The organism is Pseudomonas sp. UBA6699, from assembly GCF_002454615.1.
Classification (GTDB): domain Bacteria; phylum Pseudomonadota; class Gammaproteobacteria; order Pseudomonadales; family Pseudomonadaceae; genus Aquipseudomonas; species Aquipseudomonas juntendi.
Genome location: NZ_DKJF01000075.1, coordinates 78,091 through 95,907, shown reverse-complemented (window position 1 = coordinate 95,907; position 17,817 = coordinate 78,091). Strand labels below are relative to the sequence as shown.

General features: G+C 61.5%; 15 protein-coding genes. 8 read left to right on the top strand and 7 right to left on the bottom strand.

Annotated features, from left to right (window positions below; translation table 11 throughout):
- Positions 1 to 89 precede the first annotated feature (89 nt).
- The 3 genes from dgcA to B3361_RS14220 form a co-directional block, all read right to left on the bottom strand.
- The gene (gene dgcA, locus B3361_RS14230; protein ID WP_019096852.1) at positions 90 to 2,150 is read right to left on the bottom strand and encodes a dimethylglycine demethylation protein DgcA; all 2,061 of its coding nucleotides are present in this window, start codon (positions 2,148 to 2,150) and stop codon (positions 90 to 92) included.
- 15 nt (positions 2,151 to 2,165) lie between these two features.
- A complete protein-coding gene (locus B3361_RS14225; RefSeq protein ID WP_029886397.1) occupies positions 2,166 to 2,696 on the bottom strand; it encodes a DUF5943 domain-containing protein in 531 nt (176 codons plus the stop codon).
- Positions 2,697 to 2,773: 77 nt separating this feature from the next.
- Complete coding sequence (locus B3361_RS14220) at positions 2,774 to 3,751, bottom strand: dipeptidase (protein ID WP_009682902.1); 978 nt, start codon at positions 3,749 to 3,751, stop codon at positions 2,774 to 2,776.
- A 285-nt stretch (positions 3,752 to 4,036) separates the two neighbouring features.
- On the opposite strand from B3361_RS14220, the gene B3361_RS14215 reads away from it, so the two are divergent.
- The 3 genes from B3361_RS14215 to B3361_RS14205 all read left to right on the top strand — a co-directional run bounded on the left by B3361_RS14215 (position 4,037) and on the right by B3361_RS14205 (position 5,971).
- A complete protein-coding gene (locus tag B3361_RS14215) occupies positions 4,037 to 4,453 on the top strand; it encodes a lysozyme inhibitor LprI family protein (protein ID WP_029886398.1) in 417 nt (138 codons plus the stop codon).
- Between the two features lie 134 nt (positions 4,454 to 4,587).
- Positions 4,588 to 5,280, top strand: a complete 693-nt coding sequence (locus B3361_RS14210; protein ID WP_054905541.1) for a hypothetical protein — start codon at positions 4,588 to 4,590, stop codon at positions 5,278 to 5,280.
- Positions 5,281 to 5,353: 73 nt separating this feature from the next.
- Positions 5,354 to 5,971 carry a hypothetical protein gene (locus B3361_RS14205; protein WP_054905540.1) on the top strand — a complete coding sequence of 206 codons (618 nt, stop codon included), beginning with the start codon at positions 5,354 to 5,356 and terminating at the stop codon, positions 5,969 to 5,971.
- A gap of 3 nt (positions 5,972 to 5,974) precedes the next feature.
- On the opposite strand, the gene B3361_RS14200 is transcribed toward B3361_RS14205, so the two are convergent.
- The gene (locus B3361_RS14200) at positions 5,975 to 6,922 is read right to left on the bottom strand and encodes a GlxA family transcriptional regulator (protein ID WP_054905539.1); all 948 of its coding nucleotides are present in this window, start codon (positions 6,920 to 6,922) and stop codon (positions 5,975 to 5,977) included.
- A 142-nt stretch (positions 6,923 to 7,064) separates the two neighbouring features.
- On the opposite strand from B3361_RS14200, the gene choX reads away from it, so the two are divergent.
- The 4 genes from choX to B3361_RS14180 all read left to right on the top strand — a co-directional run bounded on the left by choX (position 7,065) and on the right by B3361_RS14180 (position 10,570).
- Positions 7,065 to 8,009, top strand: coding sequence for a choline ABC transporter substrate-binding protein (gene choX, locus B3361_RS14195; RefSeq protein ID WP_054905538.1), 945 nt, complete (start codon positions 7,065 to 7,067; stop codon positions 8,007 to 8,009).
- 169 nt (positions 8,010 to 8,178) lie between these two features.
- A complete protein-coding gene (locus tag B3361_RS14190) occupies positions 8,179 to 9,063 on the top strand; it encodes a 3-keto-5-aminohexanoate cleavage protein (protein ID WP_054905537.1) in 885 nt (294 codons plus the stop codon).
- Positions 9,064 to 9,126: 63 nt separating this feature from the next.
- On the top strand, positions 9,127 to 10,092 hold the full coding sequence (locus B3361_RS14185) for an L-carnitine dehydrogenase (protein ID WP_286920257.1): 966 nt from the start codon (positions 9,127 to 9,129) through the stop codon (positions 10,090 to 10,092).
- A gap of 10 nt (positions 10,093 to 10,102) precedes the next feature.
- The gene (locus B3361_RS14180; RefSeq protein ID WP_029886405.1) at positions 10,103 to 10,570 is read left to right on the top strand and encodes a thioesterase family protein; all 468 of its coding nucleotides are present in this window, start codon (positions 10,103 to 10,105) and stop codon (positions 10,568 to 10,570) included.
- 91 nt (positions 10,571 to 10,661) lie between these two features.
- Here B3361_RS14180 and B3361_RS14175 read toward each other — a convergent pair whose 3' ends face one another.
- Positions 10,662 to 12,608, bottom strand: a complete 1,947-nt coding sequence (locus B3361_RS14175) for a zinc-dependent metalloprotease family protein (protein ID WP_247722007.1) — start codon at positions 12,606 to 12,608, stop codon at positions 10,662 to 10,664.
- A 379-nt stretch (positions 12,609 to 12,987) separates the two neighbouring features.
- On the opposite strand from B3361_RS14175, the gene B3361_RS14170 reads away from it, so the two are divergent.
- Entirely contained in the window at positions 12,988 to 13,245 is a 258-nt protein-coding gene (locus tag B3361_RS14170) for a hypothetical protein (RefSeq protein ID WP_054905534.1), read from the top strand.
- 117 nt (positions 13,246 to 13,362) lie between these two features.
- Here the strand turns inward: B3361_RS14170 and B3361_RS14165 are convergent, their stop codons facing one another.
- Both B3361_RS14165 and B3361_RS14160 read right to left on the bottom strand, forming a co-directional pair.
- Positions 13,363 to 15,021 (bottom strand): ABC transporter ATP-binding protein/permease, encoded by a 1,659-nt coding sequence (locus tag B3361_RS14165; RefSeq protein ID WP_054905533.1) that lies wholly within the window; start codon positions 15,019 to 15,021, stop codon positions 13,363 to 13,365.
- Positions 15,018 to 17,801, bottom strand: coding sequence for a M16 family metallopeptidase (locus tag B3361_RS14160; RefSeq protein ID WP_054905532.1), 2,784 nt, complete (start codon positions 17,799 to 17,801; stop codon positions 15,018 to 15,020). Before B3361_RS14160 ends, B3361_RS14165 begins: the two co-directional genes overlap by 4 nt.
- Positions 17,802 to 17,817 lie beyond the last annotated feature (16 nt).

The following is a 17,817-nucleotide window of genomic DNA, read 5'->3' as shown; positions in this document are numbered from 1 at the left end:
ATGAATTGCTGGGGCCGCTTCGCAGCCCTTTCGCGACACAAGGCCGCTCCTACAGGGGGGCCAGTCCCGTCTCTAGATAGACGGTGCGATCAGAAGTCCTTGCACAGGCGCAAGGCGTCGTAGATCGCCGCATGCACGTTGCGCTGGGCCACGCAGTCACCGATGCGGTACAGCAGGTAGCCTTCGCCCGGCTGGCTGAGGATCGGCTGTGGCTTGATGGCGAACAGCGCCTCCACGTCGATCTGGCCTTTGTTGCGCGAACCTTCCTTCAGCGCGTAATACAGCTGCTCGTCAGGGCGCACGCCGTTTTCCACCACCACCTGGTCAACCACGCGCTCTTCCTTGGCGCCGGTGTACTCGTTCTCCAGCACCGCCACCAGCTTGTCGCCTTCGCGGTAGACCTTTTCCAGCATCATGTCGCCGGTCATGATCACTTCTTTCGGGTACATGCTGCGGTAGTAGGTCGGGAAGGTAGTACCGCCCATGGCGACGCCCGGCTTGATATCGTCGGTGACGATCTCGACCTGGCTGCCCTTGTCGGCGATGAAGTCGGCCACCGACATGCCGGTGAACTCGCAGATGGTGTCGTACACCAGCACGTTCTTGCCCGGCGCAACCTTGCCGTCGAGTACGTCCCAGCTGCTGACCACCAGCCCTTCGGCGGCGCCCCAGTGTTCGTTCTGCTCAAGGAACGAGTGGCCACCTACCGCCAGCACGATCACGTCCGGGCGCAGGTCCTGGATCGTCGCCACGTCGGCGGCGGTGCCCAGGCGCAAGTCGACCTTCAGGCGCGCCAGTTCCAGCTGGTACCAGCGGGTGATACCGGCAATCTGGTCACGTTGCGGTGCCTTGGCGGCGATGGTGATCTGCCCGCCGATCTGGTCCTTCTTCTCGAACAGGGTCACATCGTGGCCACGCTCGGCGGCCACGCGGGCCGCTTCCATGCCCGCCGGGCCGGCACCTACCACCACCACCTTGCGCTTCACGCCAGTGGTCTTCTCGATGATGTGCGGCACGCCCATGTATTCACGGGAGGTGGCGGCGTTCTGGATGCACAGCACATCCAGGCCCTGGTACTGGCGGTCGATGCAATAGTTGGCACCGACGCACTGCTTGATCTGGTCGATCTGGCCCATCTTGATCTTGGCGATCAGGTGCGGGTCGGCCATGTGCGCACGGGTCATGCCAACCATGTCCACGTAGCCGCCTTCGAGAATGCGCGTGGCCTGGTTCGGGTCCTTGATGTTCTGTGCGTGCAGCACGGGGACCTTGACCACTTCCTTGATACCGGCCGCCAGGTGCAGGAACGGCTCTGGCGGGTAGCTCATGTTTGGGATGACGTTGGCCAGGGTGTTGTGGGTGTCGCAACCCGAGCCGACCACACCGATGAAGTCCAGCATGCCGGTCGCGTCGTAGTAGGCCGCGATCTGCTTCATGTCTTCGTGGCTGAGGCCATCGGGGTGGAACTCGTCGCCACAGATACGCATGCCCACGCAGAAATCGTCACCGACTTCGGCGCGCACAGCCTTCAGCACTTCCAGGCCGAACTTCATGCGGCCCTCGAACGTGCCGCCCCATTCGTCGGTACGCTTGTTGACCCGCGGGCTCCAGAACTGGTCGATCATGTGCTGGTGCACTGCCGACAGCTCGACACCGTCCAGGCCGCCCTCTTTGGCGCGACGCGCGGCCTGGGCGTAGTTGCCGATCACCCGCCAGATCTCTTCCACCTCGATGGTCTTGCAGGTGGCGCGGTGCACCGGTTCGCGAATACCCGAAGGCGACATCAGGGTCGGCCAGTTGAAGCCGTCCCAGCGCGAGCGGCGGCCCATGTGGGTAATCTGGATCATGATCTTGGCCCCATGCTTGTGCATGGCGTCGGCCAGGTTCTGGAAGTGCGGGATGATGCGGTCGGTGGAAAGGTTGACCGATGCCCACCATTCCTGGGGGCTGTCGATGGCCACCACCGACGAACCGCCGCAGATCGCCAGGCCGATACCGCCCTTGGCCTTTTCTTCGTAATACTTCACATAGCGGTCGGTCGTCATGCCGCCGTCAGTGGCGTAGACCTCGGCGTGCGCGGTGCTGAGCACGCGGTTGCGGATGGTCAGTTTGCCGATCTGGATCGGCTGGAACATTGCTTCGAATGCCATGACGCTATCTCCGGCTTACAACGGCTTTGTAACGAACAGGCCATCTTCGTGGCCTTCTTCCGACCCGCCATAGACCTGTTCGGCCACAGTGCGGATAGCGCTGCCGCGGGCAGCGAGAATCTGGTCCATGGCGCCGGCGAACCAGCCGGTGAACATGTAGTCGACCTTGCGGCCGCACTTGCCATAGACGTACACGAACGCCGAGTGCTTGAGCTTGACGCTGCAGGTGCCCTTATCCAGGTCGATGTCCTGGATCTCGAACAGGCCCCAGCCACGCTGGCTCAGGCGCTTCATGTAATGCTCGAACACCGCCACGCCTTCCAGGCCATGGCATTCGGCTTCTTTTTCACACCAGTGCCAGGCGGACTTGTAGCCGGCCTTGTAGAGAATCTCGGCGTACTTGTCGGCGCCCAGTACCTCTTCGATACCCATGTGGTTGTTGACGAAGAAATGGCGCGGCACGTACAGCATCGGCAGGGCGTCGCTGGTCCAGACACCGGTCTCGCTGTCGACTTCGATTGGCAATTGCGGGGCGATTTTGGCCATGGAAACTCAACTCCATAAAAATTTTTGTTTGGGTGCCCCGGCGTTGCTGGCAGGGGCATTCAGGCTTGGAGAGCGGCTTATTCGCCCCACACGTCCTTGAGGACGTTGACCCAGTTCTCGCCCATGATCTTGCGCACCACGCGCTCGGAGTGGCCGCGCTTGAGCAAGGTTTCGGTGAGGTTGGGGAATTCACCCACGGTACGGATACCCAGCGGGTTGATGATCTTGCCGAAGTTGGTCAGGCGGCGGGCGTAACCCTTGTCGTGGGTCAGGTACTCGAAGAAGTCCTGGCCGTGGCCTTGGGTAAAGTCGGTACCGATGCCGATCGCGTCTTCACCCACGATGTTCATGGTGTACTCGATGGCTTCGGCGTAGTCGTCGATGGTCGAATCGATACCCTTGGCCAGGAACGGGGCGAACATGGTCACGCCAACGAAGCCGCCGTGGTCGGCGATGAACTTCAGCTCGGCGTCGGACTTGTTGCGCGGGTGCTCCTTGAGGCCCGATGGCAGGCAGTGCGAGTAGCACACCGGCTTTTTCGATTCGAGAATGACTTCTTCGGAGGTTTTGGAGCCGACGTGGGACAGGTCGCACATGATGCCGACGCGGTTCATTTCGGCGACGATCTCGCGACCAAAGCCCGACAGGCCGCCGTCGCGCTCGTAGCAACCGGTGCCCACCAGGTTCTGGGTGTTGTAGCACATCTGCACGATGCCAACGCCCAGTTGCTTGAACACGTCGACGTAGGCGATCTGGTCTTCGAAGGCATGGGCGTTCTGGAAGCCGAAGAGAATGCCGGTCTTGCCCAGTTCCTTGGCCTTGCGGATGTCGGCGGTAGTGCGCACCGGCATTACCAGGTCGCTGTTGTCGCGGATCAGCTTCTGGCTGGCGGCGATCTGGTCGACGGTTGCCTTGAACCCTTCCCACACCGATACCGTGCAGTTGGCCGCAGTGAGCCCGCCTTTGCGCATGTCCTCGAACAGCTCGCGGTTCCACTTGGCAATGATCAGGCCGTCAATGACGATACTGTCGGCGTGAAGTTCGGCTGGGCTCATCAGGCTGTCCCCTTTTATCGAATGGGTTGGCGCCAAACCTTGTGCCGGCGCTTTGGGGCCAGCATATGCCTGTGCCCAAAGGCGCCCCGATGCAAAAACGACAGGGGGTTTGCCGAAAGCGTCAATGCGCGACAACAGGGCATCTGGCGCGCGGGCTGGCGATGCGAGACAGTCTCGACAACGGCATTTGCGGCCACTTCATGAACATTTGGTCAGGTAGCTACCGCCAGAGCGCAGGCTGAGCGAGAATCCCTGCGATTCGACAGCCAGGTGAGGAGAAAAAGGATGAAATCAATGGCATGGCTGGCGCTGCTGGCCGTTGTGAGCGGGGCCCAGGCCAGCGAGGAAGAAAGCACGCCTTGCGACAATGTGGAAACCGACCAGCAAACCTTCGCCTGCGCAGCATTCAACAAGCAGGTCGCCGAGCGTGAGCTGCAGTCGGCCTACGACGAACTCGCCGCACGCATGCGTGACCAGTTCGGCGACGAAGCCGGCCTGATGTCGCGAATAGAGGCAGCCGAGCAACTCTGGCGTCAACTGCGTGATGCAGACTGCAAGGTCGAAACCCACGCTGAACAGCCAGGCAGCAAGGCCTACCAGACTGCCTGGAACAGCTGCATTGCACAGCGCAGCGATGAGCGGGCGGAATACCTGCGCGGCCTGGGCCTGCAAGACGGTGACGAGCCAGCCCCCGAAGATTGATCAGCACCAGAGAAGGACCAACGCCCGAGGAACAACATGCCGCTGATGCTCCCTGCGTCGTTGCTCGATAGTGCCCTCAGACCACGTGCTCAGCATGTGTGTCTTGAAATTCAAAACTATCAAGGAATTACAAAGTGGCTGACATCAAAGTTGAAATGGAAAAAATCCGCAAAGAGGGGCAGGAGCGCGTTGCCGCTACCGGCCAGGCCATCTGCGTTTTCGCTGACAATGTGCCCGCCGACGTTGCCCAAGACATCCTGTCCGGCCTGGGCTTGATGACCGCACTGGCCAACAAGAAGTTCGACAAGGAAACCCAGCAGCGCGAGTGGTACAACTTCTACAACGATGGCCTGATTAAATTCGGCTGGACCATGACAGGTACTGCACATGCCGAAGATGCCATTGATGAGGACAACCTGACCCTGGCAGAGCTGATCACCAAGTCCGTCACCATCAGCGTTGCCGCGGACCCTCGCCGCGCCGCTTGCGCCAGGCGTGCTCTGCAGGTTGTCGTGCAGAAGCCGGAAGTCAAGGCACACCTGGAAAAGCACAGCCATAGCGAATCCGGCAAATCGAGCAACTTCGTGGTAGCCCAGTGCGAAATGACGCCACAAGGCCTGCCCGCCATGTACATGACCAGCTTCCAGGCCAGCTACGACTCGAAGATCGAGCGTGAGGGCGCCCTGACCCGCAAGGTCGACAGAACGTCTACCCGCGTCTACCGCGCTTCGCAACAAGGCACGTTCAGCGTTCGTCACTTCGACGCTGCGCGGGAACTTGTGAACGAGAAAGTCAAAAAAGACCTCGGCGAGTTTTTCACTAGCTGATGAGCGAGGCCGGGTACCAGAAGGTGCTGGTACCCGGTTCTGGTCATGTGCAGCCATCGAGGAACTATGCCACATGAGCGATACAAGCCTGGACACCCGAATATTCGAGGAGCGGCTAAGAATAAAGCCTGCCCCCTGGCTGACACTCGAGACATGGGAAGATTTGCAGCTCTGCCTGCGTCATTCACAAGCATTGGCCAATGAAAGCTACTCGATGGAGACCCAGCCTCGGCAATGGTTCGCGCACGCCCTCGCCACCTTGAAATCATTGAAATTCAGCCTGTGTGAACATACACACAAAACCATTGTGTATGAGCCGCACTTGCTTGCGCTCAGCGATGTATACAATGGCTTTCTACCGCCACTGCGCGTCAAAGGGCCTTGGTTCAAAAGCCTGGAAGAAAATATTCAAAACGCCCTGCAGTCGGCGGGTGCACGTAAATTCACCGTCATGAACGCTTCTTCACACCTAAGTATCGAAATGGACCATGAAGGTGACCAGGTTCCGGTGGCGATCCTGTTTTATACCTACTGCGTTACCGACCCGGTCGAGCCCACCCGAAAGTTGAACCTGACATTCGACCATCTGGGTGCACGCTTCAATGCAGAAGGTTTTGCCCCGCTTCGCAAGGACCTGCAAGCGAGCAACCGGGAAAAACTGAGGGCGATTCTCGAGCGCGAGCTTGAGTGAAGCTCATTTGGGGCCGCCCGGCCGACGTTCCTCCCGCGGGCACCGCCCAAACTTCAGCTTGTAGCGCCGCGTAAAATACGATGGAAGTTCAAACCCGCACGCAATGCTGACCTGGGTCACCGACATGTCGGTCTGGGCCAACAGCTGACGCGCCTTGTCCAGCCGTAACGCGAGATAGAAACTGCTGGGTGTGGTATCCAGGTGTATGCGAAACAACCGCTCCAGTTGACGCCTCGTGACCTTGATCGCGGCTGCCAGATCCAGCGTGGTCAGTGGTGGCTCGAAGTGTTTTTCCATTTCGCCAATGGCATGGATCAGCTTCTTGTTACTGATGCCGTAACGCGCGCCGATCTGCATGCGCTGGTGGTCCTGGCGCTGACGGATACGCCCCAGCACGAACTGCTCGGAAACTTTCACCGCCAGTTCGCTGCCATGAGCCTGGGCAATCAAGTACAGCATCAGATCGATCGAGGCCGTTCCGCCTGCGCAGGTGATGCGGCTGCGGTCAATCTCGAACAGCTCCTGGGTGGCCTGAAGACCTGGATAGCGTTCCTTGAAGGCCTCCAGCGCCTCCCAATGCAACGTCGCCCGGTAACCCTCGAGCAGCCCCGCCTCGGCCAAAACCATCGCACCGGTGTCGATGCCCCCAAGCATGACAGCGTCATGGTTGAGCCGGCGCAGCGCATGCAACAGTTTGGGTGCGACATTGGCAAGTGGTTCGAAGCCCGCAACCACCAGCAGGATGTCGGGCGGCTCGCCCTCCCCCAGAGCGGCATCGGCATTGATGGACATGCCATTGCTCGCCAGCACCGCCTCACCGTTCAGGCTCAGCACCTGCCACCGGTACAACGGCCCGCCAAAACGGTTGGCTACCCGCAGTGGTTCCACCGCGGAAATGAACCCCATGGCGGAAAAACCGGGCACCAACAGAAAGGCAATCGTCTCCATCATCCCCCTCCACAGAAACTGGTCGCCCAGGTGCTAATTCCTGTCGCTAGCGTGCGCTTGGGCAAGATGGCGCCAGCGTAGCGTATTCACACGGCCCAGAGAGACCGAACCCTATAACAATATGCACTGCCGATGGAGAGCCACCATGCACAGCTTGATCCGCCGCAGCCTGTTGACCCTTGCCCTGAGCAGCATCGCCACTTCCCCACTGTTGGCCGCCGAACCCGCGGCCTGCAAGAACGTCCGCCTGGGCGTGGTCAACTGGACCGACGTCATTGCCACCAGCGCCATGGCTCAGGTGCTGCTCGATGGCCTGGGCTACCAGACCAAACAGACCAGCGCTTCGCAGCAGATCATTTTTGCCGGCATCCGCGACAAGCGCCTGGACATGTTCCTGGGTTACTGGAACCCGATCATGACCCAGACCATCACCCCGTTCGTCGACGCCGGGCAGGTCAAGGTGCTCGACAAGCCAAGCCTGGAAGACGCCCGCGCCACCCTCGCCGTGCCGAAATACCTGTATGACAAGGGCCTGAAAACCTTTGCCGATATCCACAAGTTCGAAAAGGAACTGGGCGGCAAGATCTATGGCATCGAGCCAGGCTCGGGGGCCAATACGCAGATCAAGGCCATGATCACCAAGAACCAGTTTGGCCTGGGCAAATTCCAGCTGGTCGAGTCCAGCGAAGCGGGCATGCTCGCCGCGGTCGACCGCGCCGTGCGGCGCAAGGAAGCCGTGGTGTTCTTCGGCTGGGCACCGCACCCGATGAACGTGAACATCGACATGGCCTACCTGGGTGACAGCCAGGACGCCCTCGGCCCCGACGAAGGCCGTGCCACGGTGTGGACGGTGACCGCGCCGGACTACGCCGAACGCTGCCCCAACGCCAACCGCCTGCTGGCCAACCTGAAATTCAGCGCCGAGGACGAGAGCCGCATGATGCAGCCACTGCTCGACCACAAGGACGCACTGGAATCGGCCCGCCAGTGGCTCAAGGACCACCCCGAGGACAAAGCCCGCTGGCTTGAGGGTGTGACCACCTTTGACGGCAAGCCGGCTGCGGACAACCTCAAGCTCACCGCCAACTGATCCGGCCTCTTCGCCTGTAGGAGCGGCCTTGTGTCGCGAAAGGGCTGCGCCAGCAGCCCCAGGATTTGTGCGCGCTGCTGAAATCTGGGGCCGCTTCGCGGCCCTTTCGCGACACAAGGCCGCTCCTACAAGCGAAAGGGCCAGCACAAACAACACAAGGAACAAAGCCATGAACCACGACGTCATCATCACCTGCGCCCTTACCGGTGCCGGTGATACCGCCTCGAAAAGCCACCTTGTCCCCGTCACCCCCCGGCAAATCGCCGACGCTGCCGTAGAGGCTGCCAAGGCGGGCGCCACCGTGGTCCACTGCCACGTGCGCGACCCGCAAACCGGCCGCTTCAGCCGTGACGTGGCGCTGTACCGCGAAGTCATGGAGCGCATTCGTGAAGCCGACGTGGACATCATCGTCAACCTTACCGCCGGCATGGGGGGTGACCTGGAAATCGGCCCGGGTGAAACGCCACTGGAGTTCGGCGCCGGCACCGACCTGATCGGCCCGCTGGAGCGCCTGGCCCACGTCGAAGCCCTGCTGCCGGAAATCTGCACCCTCGACTGCGGCACCCTCAACTTTGGCGACGGCAACTCGATCTACGTGTCCACCCCTGCGCAACTGCGCGCCGGGGCCAAGCGCATCACCGAACTGGGCGTGAAGGCGGAACTGGAAATCTTCGACACCGGCCACCTGTGGTTCGCCAAGCAAATGATGAAGGAGGGCCTGCTGGACGACCCTCTGTTCCAGCTATGCCTGGGCATCCCGTGGGGCGCGCCGGCCGACACCACCACCATGAAAGCCATGGTCGACAACCTGCCGGCCAATGTTACCTGGGCGGGTTTCGGCATCGGCCGCATGCAGATGCCGATGGCAGCGCAGGCCGTATTGCTGGGCGGCAACGTGCGGGTGGGGCTGGAAGACAACCTGTACCTGGACCGAGGCGTGCTGGCCAGCAATGGCCAGCTGGTCGAACGGGCGGTGGAGATCATCTCGCGCCTTGGCGCCCGTGTACTGACCCCGGCCGAGGGCCGGGAAAAAATGAACCTCAAGCGCCGCTGACCCCGCCCGCTCCCCCAAGGACTGGCGCCAATCCAGAGCATTCTTTTAGCCTGAGGACTCGATATGCCCTTCATCAACGAGATCAAGACCTTCGCCGCGCTGGGTAGCGGCGTGATCGGCAGCGGCTGGGTTGCCCGCGCCCTGGCCCACGGCCTGGACGTGATCGCCTGGGACCCTGCACCTGGCGCGGAGCCGGCGCTGCGCAAGCGTATTGCCAATGCCTGGCCAGCGCTTGAGAAGCAGGGGCTGGCGCCCGGCGCGTCACAAGCCCGCCTGAAGTTCGTCGCCACCATCGAGGAATGCGTACGCGGTGCCGATTTCATTCAGGAAAGCGCGCCAGAGCGGCTGGACCTGAAGCTCGACCTGCACGCAAAAATAAGCGCCGCGGCCAAGCCCGAGGCCATCATCGGTTCCAGCACTTCCGGCCTGCTGCCCAGCGAGTTCTACGAGTCTGCCACGCACCCCGAGCGCTGCGTGGTGGGCCACCCGTTCAACCCGGTGTACCTGCTGCCGCTGGTGGAAATCGTCGGTGGCAAACGTACCGCGCCCGAAGCCATCGAGGCGGCGAAGGTCATCTATACCGCCCTGGGCATGCGCCCGCTGCACGTGCGCAAGGAAGTGCCTGGTTTCATTGCCGACCGCCTGCTCGAAGCACTCTGGCGCGAGGCCCTGCACCTGGTGAACGACGGCGTGGCGACCACCGGTGAAATCGACGACGCAATCCGCTTCGGCGCCGGCCTGCGCTGGTCGTTCATGGGCACCTTCCTCACCTACACCCTGGCCGGTGGCGATGCAGGCATGCGCCACTTCATGTCGCAGTTCGGCCCGGCGCTGAAACTGCCGTGGACCTACCTGCCCGCACCGGAACTGACCGACAAACTGATCGACGATGTGGTGGACGGCACCTCGGCGCAACTGGGTGAACGCAGCATTGCCGCACTGGAACGCTATCGTGATGACACCCTGCTTGCAGTGCTTGAAGCCGTAAAGAGCAGCAAGCAAACGCACGGCATGTCGTTCGGCGAATGAGGAGCCCCCAATGCCCGCACTGATCACCTATCGCACCCCAGTCCAGGAGGACTGGGTGGACTACAACGGGCACCTGCGCGATGCCTTTTACCTGCTGATTTTCAGCTATGCCACCGATGCGCTGATGGAGCGCATCGGCCTGGATGCCGACAGCCGGGGGCAGAGTGGGCATTCGCTGTTCACCCTGGAGGCGCACATCAACTACCTGCATGAGGTGAAGCTTGGCACCGAGGTGTGGGTGCAGACGCAGATCGTCGGTTTTGATCAAAAGCGCCTACACATCTACCACAGCCTGCATAGGAAGGGATTCGACGGAGTATTGGCGGCTAGCGAGCAGATGCTGCTGCACGTCGACCTGGCAGGGCCTAAAGCCGCACCGTTCAGCCCAATAAGCATTCAGATACTCCAAGAGCTGCTCCATGACCAACACGACCAGGCGGCAGCTTCCTTCGTAGGCCGCCAAATCACGTTATCTTGAACGGCAGCAGCTACCAAACCAGCGCAGACGGGTTACTATTTGATTTCGTCTGCACTGGTACGACCTCCAAGCAGCGGGTACCCAACCTGGGCTATTGCATGCCGAAGGAGACGCGGTGCACTAAGCCGTTCATGTAACCACCTCCTGCACGAGTGCGAACAAGCCCTGGCGGCAAGCCACTGCCCTCGTCCCAATTTCTGATCTGGAAGTTGCCCTTATAGCTACCTGTGAAGCAAAGACTTCGACGGTCGTCGGCGTTAAGGAAACAAAGCTTGGTATTAGCCCCGGGGAAAGCATACACCTTCGCGGAGCGTGATTTTCCGCCGGCTACTACGTCGCATCCTGGAAAATCTGAAATATTGGCCACCTTGCCTTGGTACAGGCGAAACGTACAGGTATCACCTTGATAGTCTGCGAGAGAATAAAGTTTAATAGTTACGGAAGTGTCCAGAGTGTACACGATGTTTCGAACTTTTCCGATCAACGGTTCATGACCAGGAAGGCTTTCTCGCCCCAGCCCATCAGGCAATGTGCCTGATGCATCAAGGTCCGCCACCTGAAAGTTGCCCGTGTAAGACCCGCGGTAACAGGCATAGTCAAAATCGGTGGCGTAGAAACACAACCTCATTCCAGCTTTGAAATTCTGAACTTTAACCGAATGTACTTCATTGCAGTTGGGGCGTATGTCATTGGGGAGAAACTCTAGGCTGCAATGGCGCCCAGAAAAATTCTTTTCGGGGTAGAATTCCAACTCCATAGGTGGCGCAAGCGGCACGGGATAGAAATTCTCTACCGTTTCCCTGCGTTCGTTAAAGAGGCGCGCGACATCATGATGTGCCTCAGTCCCAAGAGGAATGCCCTGATACGTCAGCCGAGGGTTTGAGTGGTACGCAACGCCCGGGCACGTTGGCGAGCAGCCGTACGACATCTGCGTGCGGAACCTGGGCGATCCTGTATATCGATAGCCATACATATAGGGCGGATCGCCCTCCTCCTTACCTTCCTTCCAGTTATGGCTGGCGCCCAAGTTATGACCGAGTTCGTGAGCAAGCGCGTCGGTACAACTAATGACCGAGTGAGCCCGGGCTTTACTCGACGCAAGCCAGGCCTGACCGCATAGCGCAGTCGCTGTAGAATACATCGACACCATATCCGCTCCCAACGCCTCTCTCCTGCGCAAGACATTCCCCGCGAACGGTTGGGCTAGACGGATATCATTCAGTTGCTGTTTGTAATCTCTTCCGGTTTCGTCGTAAGGCTCATCAAAAAAGCCGGCCAGTTCATATGTGATCTGCACGTCACTGTTTTTCATGTACTGGTTAGCAGTGAAAAGCGCCAGGGCGAGTTCAAGCCGATAGTAGGGGCTTTTGGCCCTTCGTTGATCAGTGGCCAGAAACATCACGCGTATTGTGCTGTGCGCGGACTGCGGAACTTTCCCTTGGGTTTCATCGAGCGCCTGCCCTGCTGGGTCGACGAGGGGTTCGCCTTCCGCAGGAAGCTTGGATTCATCAACCTTGATCAGCACATACTGACCCGAGCCGATTGAATCCAGCCGATAACGCTGCCCTTCGACAATTACGCGGCCCGCCAACTTGTCACCCTCACGCACCAAAGAGAGGTAGTAAAGCGGATCGTTTTCGATCTCCGAAGCAGATGCCGCATGGGCCGCTTTCCATGCCGACGGCTTGTAGCCCACCCAACCGTCAATACCCGGTGTGATGGTGGTGAAATCGCGTAAATGAAACTGCGCGGTTTTACCGTCCGGTAAGCTCACCGCCAAATCCTGCGTTTGCTGGCTGATAAGTGCCGGGTTGATCTTCACCAGCGTAAACTCTGCGTTCGCAGGGTCGGCCAGCAATGTGGCCAGGTTGCCGCTAGCCGTGTCTAGCAGGCCCTTGCGCGTAGGGGTGGGTTCTAGGGTGAACAGTTGGGCTGGGGTACTTGTGGCTGCAGTGACGGTGGGACCAGAGGACGAACAGCCCCCAAAAAACATCACTGTTGAAGCCAGCAGAATCCTGTTCCAGATTGCCGTTTTCACATTGCCGCTCCTGAGGACATTCATCACCCTCAGCAGATCATTACCCCAGCTTTACTGTCACCTGACAGAAATGCCAGGTGGATGGATGTGCAGGAACACGCAGTTGGTTTAAAACAAAAAAATAACCCCGGAAAGCCGTGAGCATCCGGGGCCAAGAGCGAGCAACATCCACTGTGCATGATTGAGGGTGACCAAACCCTCGTGGACCGTGAATGGATGCAGTCTGCTGGCTTCCCGGCACCTGCAATTAGCCGGGAGCGACCTGTTCTTAGCCAAACCAGCCATTGCGACATTCTGCCCTTGCGGGCGTGTCGCTGCAGACACAGAATCGGTCGTAAATCACAGCAGCACTCTCTTAGCGATAAAAGGGACAACAGCCATGATGCATGCGGATTTGATAGACCAGGACGACCTGGCAGACCACCTGCGCGCACGCGGGTTCGACATTCCCGCCGGGGCCAGTGCCGAGCAGGCCTGCGAAGCGGTGGTGCGCGGGCTGACCGAGCCCAATGCGCGGGCGCTCAAGGGCATGGTCGAACAGATGTACACCGGTAGCGCGACGATCTTGCCGGCGGTTCGCCAGGCCATCGACAAGCAGCTGTTGCCGGCGCTGGCCCAGTTCAGCCGCCGCGCCTGATTTCGCCAGTTCCGGCCCTTTCGCGGGGCAAGCCCGCTCCTACAGGGAAATCACCATCCGTGGACGGGTGGATAACCTGTAAGAGCGGGCTTGCCCCGCGAAGAGGCCAGTACAGGCTTACGCAGGTTCGGCCAGTTTCTCCAGCTCAACGGTCCGGTCGAACAACCGTGCCAACCCCTGCTGATGAGTCACCCCCACCACCGTACACCCCGGCAATTCCCGCCTGAGCATCTCCAGCAACGACCGCGCACTCTCGATATCCAGCTGGCTGGTCGCCTCATCCAGGTACAAGGTATCCGGCCGATACACCAGCGCCCGCGCCAGGCTAAGCCGCTGCTGTTCGCCCCCTGAAAACACCCGCTCCCACTCCTGCTCGTCATCCAAGCGGCCACTGAGCCCGACTTTGGACAATGCCTCCAGCAGCAATCGGTCATCCCCAACCACTAACTGTGGATAAGCCAACAACCCACGCAAACTCATGCGCGGCAGGTAAGGCTTCTGCGGCAACAGCAAGCTGCGCCCCGGCGGCAACTGCCACTCGCCTAGGCAGTAAGGCCACAGCCCCTGCAAGGTCCGCAGCAAGGTCGACTTGCCCAGCCCGCTGCGTCCACCCAGGCGCACCCATTCGCCCTGCCCGACGCGCAGGTCGAGTGTTTCCAGCAGCACACCACCATCAGGCTTGCACAGCGTCAGCCCCTGGGTGCACAGGCAGTGCCCCTGTGGCGCCGCAAGCACTTGCTGGCGGCTCGCGGCAATCGCCTGCTCGAACTGCTCCAGCCGCTGCAATGCCGCACTCCAGCGCACCAGCTTGTGATAGAGCTTGATGAACCAGCTGAGCGAGCCGTGCACAGCGTTGAAGGCACTGCGGATCTGCATCAGCCCACCCAGGGTGATGGTCTTGGCCATGAACGCTGGCAACGCGGCGAACACCGGGATGATCAGGCTCAGACGCTCGTAGGAGACGGTGAACAGGCTGAGGTTGCGCTCGCGCCCCATCAGCTGCCGCCAGTTGTCGGCGATGGCGCGAAAGCGCGTGGCCAGGTGCTCGCGCTCGACGGCCTCGCCCCGGTACAGCGCGATCTGCTCGGCATGGTCGCGCTTGCGCAGCAGGCTTGCGCGAAAATCGGCCTCGCGATGCTCACGCTCGTAGTTCAGTGCATGCAGCGGCCTGCCGATCAGGTGCGTCAGCAGGCTGCCGGCCAAGGTGTAGGCCAGAACGATCCACACCAGATAGCCATGCACCGTGAAGGTCTCGCCGAACAGGCTGAAAGTCTGCACACCCGACAGGTTCCACAGGATCAGCATGAACGCGCCAACCTGCGCCAGGTTGATCACCAGGGAGGCCACCAGCTCGATGCTCAGGCCGACCATCAGATCGATGTCCTGGGCGATGCGCTGGTCGGGGTTGTCCGGCTCGCCGGTCAGCCCCAGACGGTAGAACGCCTGGTCGGCGAGCCAGGTGTCGGTCAGGCGCCCGGTCATCGCCTGGCGCCAGCGCAACTCCAGGCCTTTGCGGATGTAGTCCATGGCCACGATGATCAGCACATAGCTGCCCAGGTACAGCGCGTATTCGCCGACCAGGCCATACAGCCCCGCCGTGTCGAACGCGGCCAGGGTGTCATAGAAGGTCTTGCTCCAGCTGTTGATCAGCACATTGATCTGCACCACCAGCAGCCCCAGGCCGATCACCGCTGCCAGCATCAGCCTGGCTGGCCATTGCCGGCGGCTGGCCCAGAACGGGCGGCTCAGGCGATAGAACGTACGCAGGGTTTTCACATCGCCTGCTCCAACGCCGCAGGCGATGGCAGCACGCGCAGTTGCACCTGATTAGCACGAGGGAACAGCTGTTTCGCTTGCTGTTGCAGCGCTGGCAGGCTCAAAGCTTCAGGCAGTTGCGTCTGAGTCTGCAAGTAGCGCGGGTCATGCCAGCGGCGGTCACTCAGGATCAGGCGCTTGAACTGGGTTTGCGGGTCTTCGCGGCGTTTGCTCTCCTGGCGCTGGAACTCGGCGCGCTCACTACGCAGCCATTGGGCATCCGGATGCAGCTCGGCCAACGTCTGCTGGGCCATGGCCCACAGCTCGTCGACCCGCGCCGGGTCGCAGGTGAAGCTCAGGCTGCTCTCGATGCGCTGGGTGTCGGCATTCAGTTCGCTTTCGAACCGCAAGCGATACACGCCGGCAGCCTCACCCCGCAGCTGGGCTTTCAGCCGCTGGTTGGCCAGATCGCGCAGCACCGCTACCCGTGCCGCCGCTTCCGGGCTCCAGGCCTGGGGCTGATAGCTGCTGGCTTGCAGAACGGCACGCGGTTCCAGCGCGATCGCCAGGTCATCACGACGCTGGCCGGGCTGTTGCAAAGCCTGCTGGCTACCCAACGGCGCTGTACGCGGGATGGTCGCGAGCAGTTCACCGACCATTTTCTCCAGCGATTCCGGCGCCGTGTCCGCCATCAGGTAATAGGTCACCGGCGCACCCGCCAGGCGCTTCCAATCGGCACTCAGCTGTTCGGCGCTCAGTTGTTCAAGGGCGTCGATATCCGGTGACCGCCAATGGTCGAGGCCGTACTTGAGCACACGCTGCCGGCTTTCCTGCAGCCCGCGTACGTCATCCGGGCGGCTGCGCAGGCGTTGCAGCAAGGCATCGCGCGTGGTGCTGAACACTTCCGGGTCGATGCTGGCCAGTTGGCTTACCCGATAGCTCTGCATCAGCGCCAGCAGTTGCTCCGGTGCTGCGCCAAGGTTGAGTTGCAGGCGCTGGGGCTGCTGGTCGAAGCCAAGCGTGGCGTGCTGTTCCTGGCGCCAGGTTGCCAGAGCCTGCTGATCCATCCCGGGCAGGCCGCTGTGCATGGCCAGTTGCGCGGCCATCTGCAAGCGCCACGCCGGGGTACCGGCAAGGTGATAGCCAGCGGACGAATCGACCTGCAGTAACCACTTGCCTTCCGGGCCATTACGCTTGAGCCAGACCAGGCGATCACCGTTGCTCAGTTGCCAGTACTCGACCTGCTGTTCAGGGAAAACCTTGCGCTCAACGATGCTGCCAGTACCCACCGCTGGGGGCATGACCAGCCTGGGCGGCGCAAGCGCAACCTTTGCTTGCCGGGCTGGCGCGCTGAGTGCGCGAGCGGCCAGTTCGGCCTGCTGCTGCTCAACCTCGGCGACACTCGGCAACACCACGTCGGCACTGCCTGCGGCGCTGAACTGCAGCACCCGGTCCGGACTGGCGAGCCAACGCCGCAGGCGCGCATCGAGATCAGCGCGCTCGATGCTACCCAGCACCTCAAGATAGCGCTCGGCGACAGCCTGGCGTTCGCTGAGCGCATTGCCCTGCACGGCAGCATTGTTAAGCTGCTCGACCCATTGTTCGAAGGTACGCAGCCCGTGGTTGGCCAGCGTCTTGTCGCCCAGCTTGCGAATGTGTTCGCGCTCGCGCTGCAGATCTGCCTGGGTGAAGCCGTGCTGGCGCAACCGCTCGATCTCGGTCAGCAATTGCTGCAATGCCTGGGCGTGAGCCTGGCCTTGGACACTGGCGGCGACGCCCAGCACACTGGAATGCTCGCCGATCAGGGTCTTCTGCACGATCAGGCTGCCCACACCAGGCTCGCGCGGCTGGCGGCGCAGGCTGTCGAGCATGGCGGCCAGGGTCATGCGGTCGATCAGCCGTTCGCGCAAGGCGGCACGCGTTGTGCCGCGGCTGTCGGGTTCGTGGGCGCGGAACAGCATCGCCACCTGGTTGCTGCCCGACTGCGGGTCCTGCAGGCGGAATACCTTGAGCTTGTCGTCCAGCGGCAACTCACGCTGCTCACGGCTCGGCACTGCACCAGCCTTGGCCGACCCGAAGGCCCGTTCGATCTGCGCCAGCATCACCTGCGGATCGAAGTCGCCCACGGCTGACAGCACCATGTTGTTCGGCAGGTACCAACGCGCCTGATAGGCCTTGAGGCTGTCCAGGCTGGCCGAGCGGATTGCCGCTTCGTTGCCGATGGTGCGGTGCCCGGGATAGCGCGAGCCGACCCGCTGCGAAGCGGTGCGTTGCTCATTCATGCGTTGTGCCACGCCCAGCCCGCCACGCCATTCCTCGATCACGATCGGGCGCTCGCGCTCCAGGTCCTGGGCGTTGTAGTCACCGGCGAAGGCCAGATCGGCCAGCGCCTGCAATGCCTGCGGGGCCTGGCGAACGCCAGCGGGCGGGCCGATCAGGTATTGGGTGCGCTCGTAGTTGGTCACCGCATTGAAGTGGCGGCCCTGCACCCAACCCAGGCCGGTCATGCGCTGGCGCAGGTTCTGGCTGCCGCCGGCGCGGCTGTGGAAGGTCAGGTGCTCGACCATGTGCGCCACGCCGACCTGGTCGTCGGCTTCGTCCACCGAGCCGGCCTTGACCGTCAGGCGCAGGTCCAGGCGGCCGGTTTGCGAAGGTTCGCGCACCAGGCGATAGGCCAGGCCGTTGGCCAGTTGGCCATGCACCACCTGGGCATCCCAGGGCAGAGGCGCGTCGGGTTCGTTCACTGTGGCGCAGGCGCCGAGCAGCAGGGGGCCGAGCAGGCCCGCGATGAGCTTGTTCATCAGGTTATCCACGGTG

Excerpts from the sequence above, each read along its gene's own strand:
- B3361_RS14215 (WP_029886398.1), top strand. The coding sequence starts at position 4,037 with ATGAAATCAATGGCATGGCTGGCGCTGCTGGCCGTTGTGAGCGGGGCC.
- B3361_RS14205 (WP_054905540.1), top strand. The coding sequence starts at position 5,354 with ATGAGCGATACAAGCCTGGACACCCGAATATTCGAGGAGCGGCTAAGA.
- B3361_RS14170 (WP_054905534.1), top strand. The coding sequence starts at position 12,988 with ATGATGCATGCGGATTTGATAGACCAGGACGACCTGGCAGACCACCTG.
- B3361_RS14180 (WP_029886405.1), top strand. The coding sequence starts at position 10,103 with ATGCCCGCACTGATCACCTATCGCACCCCAGTCCAGGAGGACTGGGTG.
- B3361_RS14160 (WP_054905532.1), bottom strand. The coding sequence starts at position 17,801 with ATGAACAAGCTCATCGCGGGCCTGCTCGGCCCCCTGCTGCTCGGCGCC.
- B3361_RS14220 (WP_009682902.1), bottom strand. The coding sequence starts at position 3,751 with ATGAGCCCAGCCGAACTTCACGCCGACAGTATCGTCATTGACGGCCTG.
- B3361_RS14185 (WP_286920257.1), top strand. The coding sequence starts at position 9,127 with ATGCCCTTCATCAACGAGATCAAGACCTTCGCCGCGCTGGGTAGCGGC.
- B3361_RS14225 (WP_029886397.1), bottom strand. The coding sequence starts at position 2,696 with ATGGCCAAAATCGCCCCGCAATTGCCAATCGAAGTCGACAGCGAGACC.
- dgcA (WP_019096852.1), bottom strand. The coding sequence starts at position 2,150 with ATGGCATTCGAAGCAATGTTCCAGCCGATCCAGATCGGCAAACTGACC.
- B3361_RS14200 (WP_054905539.1), bottom strand. The coding sequence starts at position 6,922 with ATGATGGAGACGATTGCCTTTCTGTTGGTGCCCGGTTTTTCCGCCATG.
- B3361_RS14190 (WP_054905537.1), top strand. The coding sequence starts at position 8,179 with ATGAACCACGACGTCATCATCACCTGCGCCCTTACCGGTGCCGGTGAT.
- choX (WP_054905538.1), top strand. The coding sequence starts at position 7,065 with ATGCACAGCTTGATCCGCCGCAGCCTGTTGACCCTTGCCCTGAGCAGC.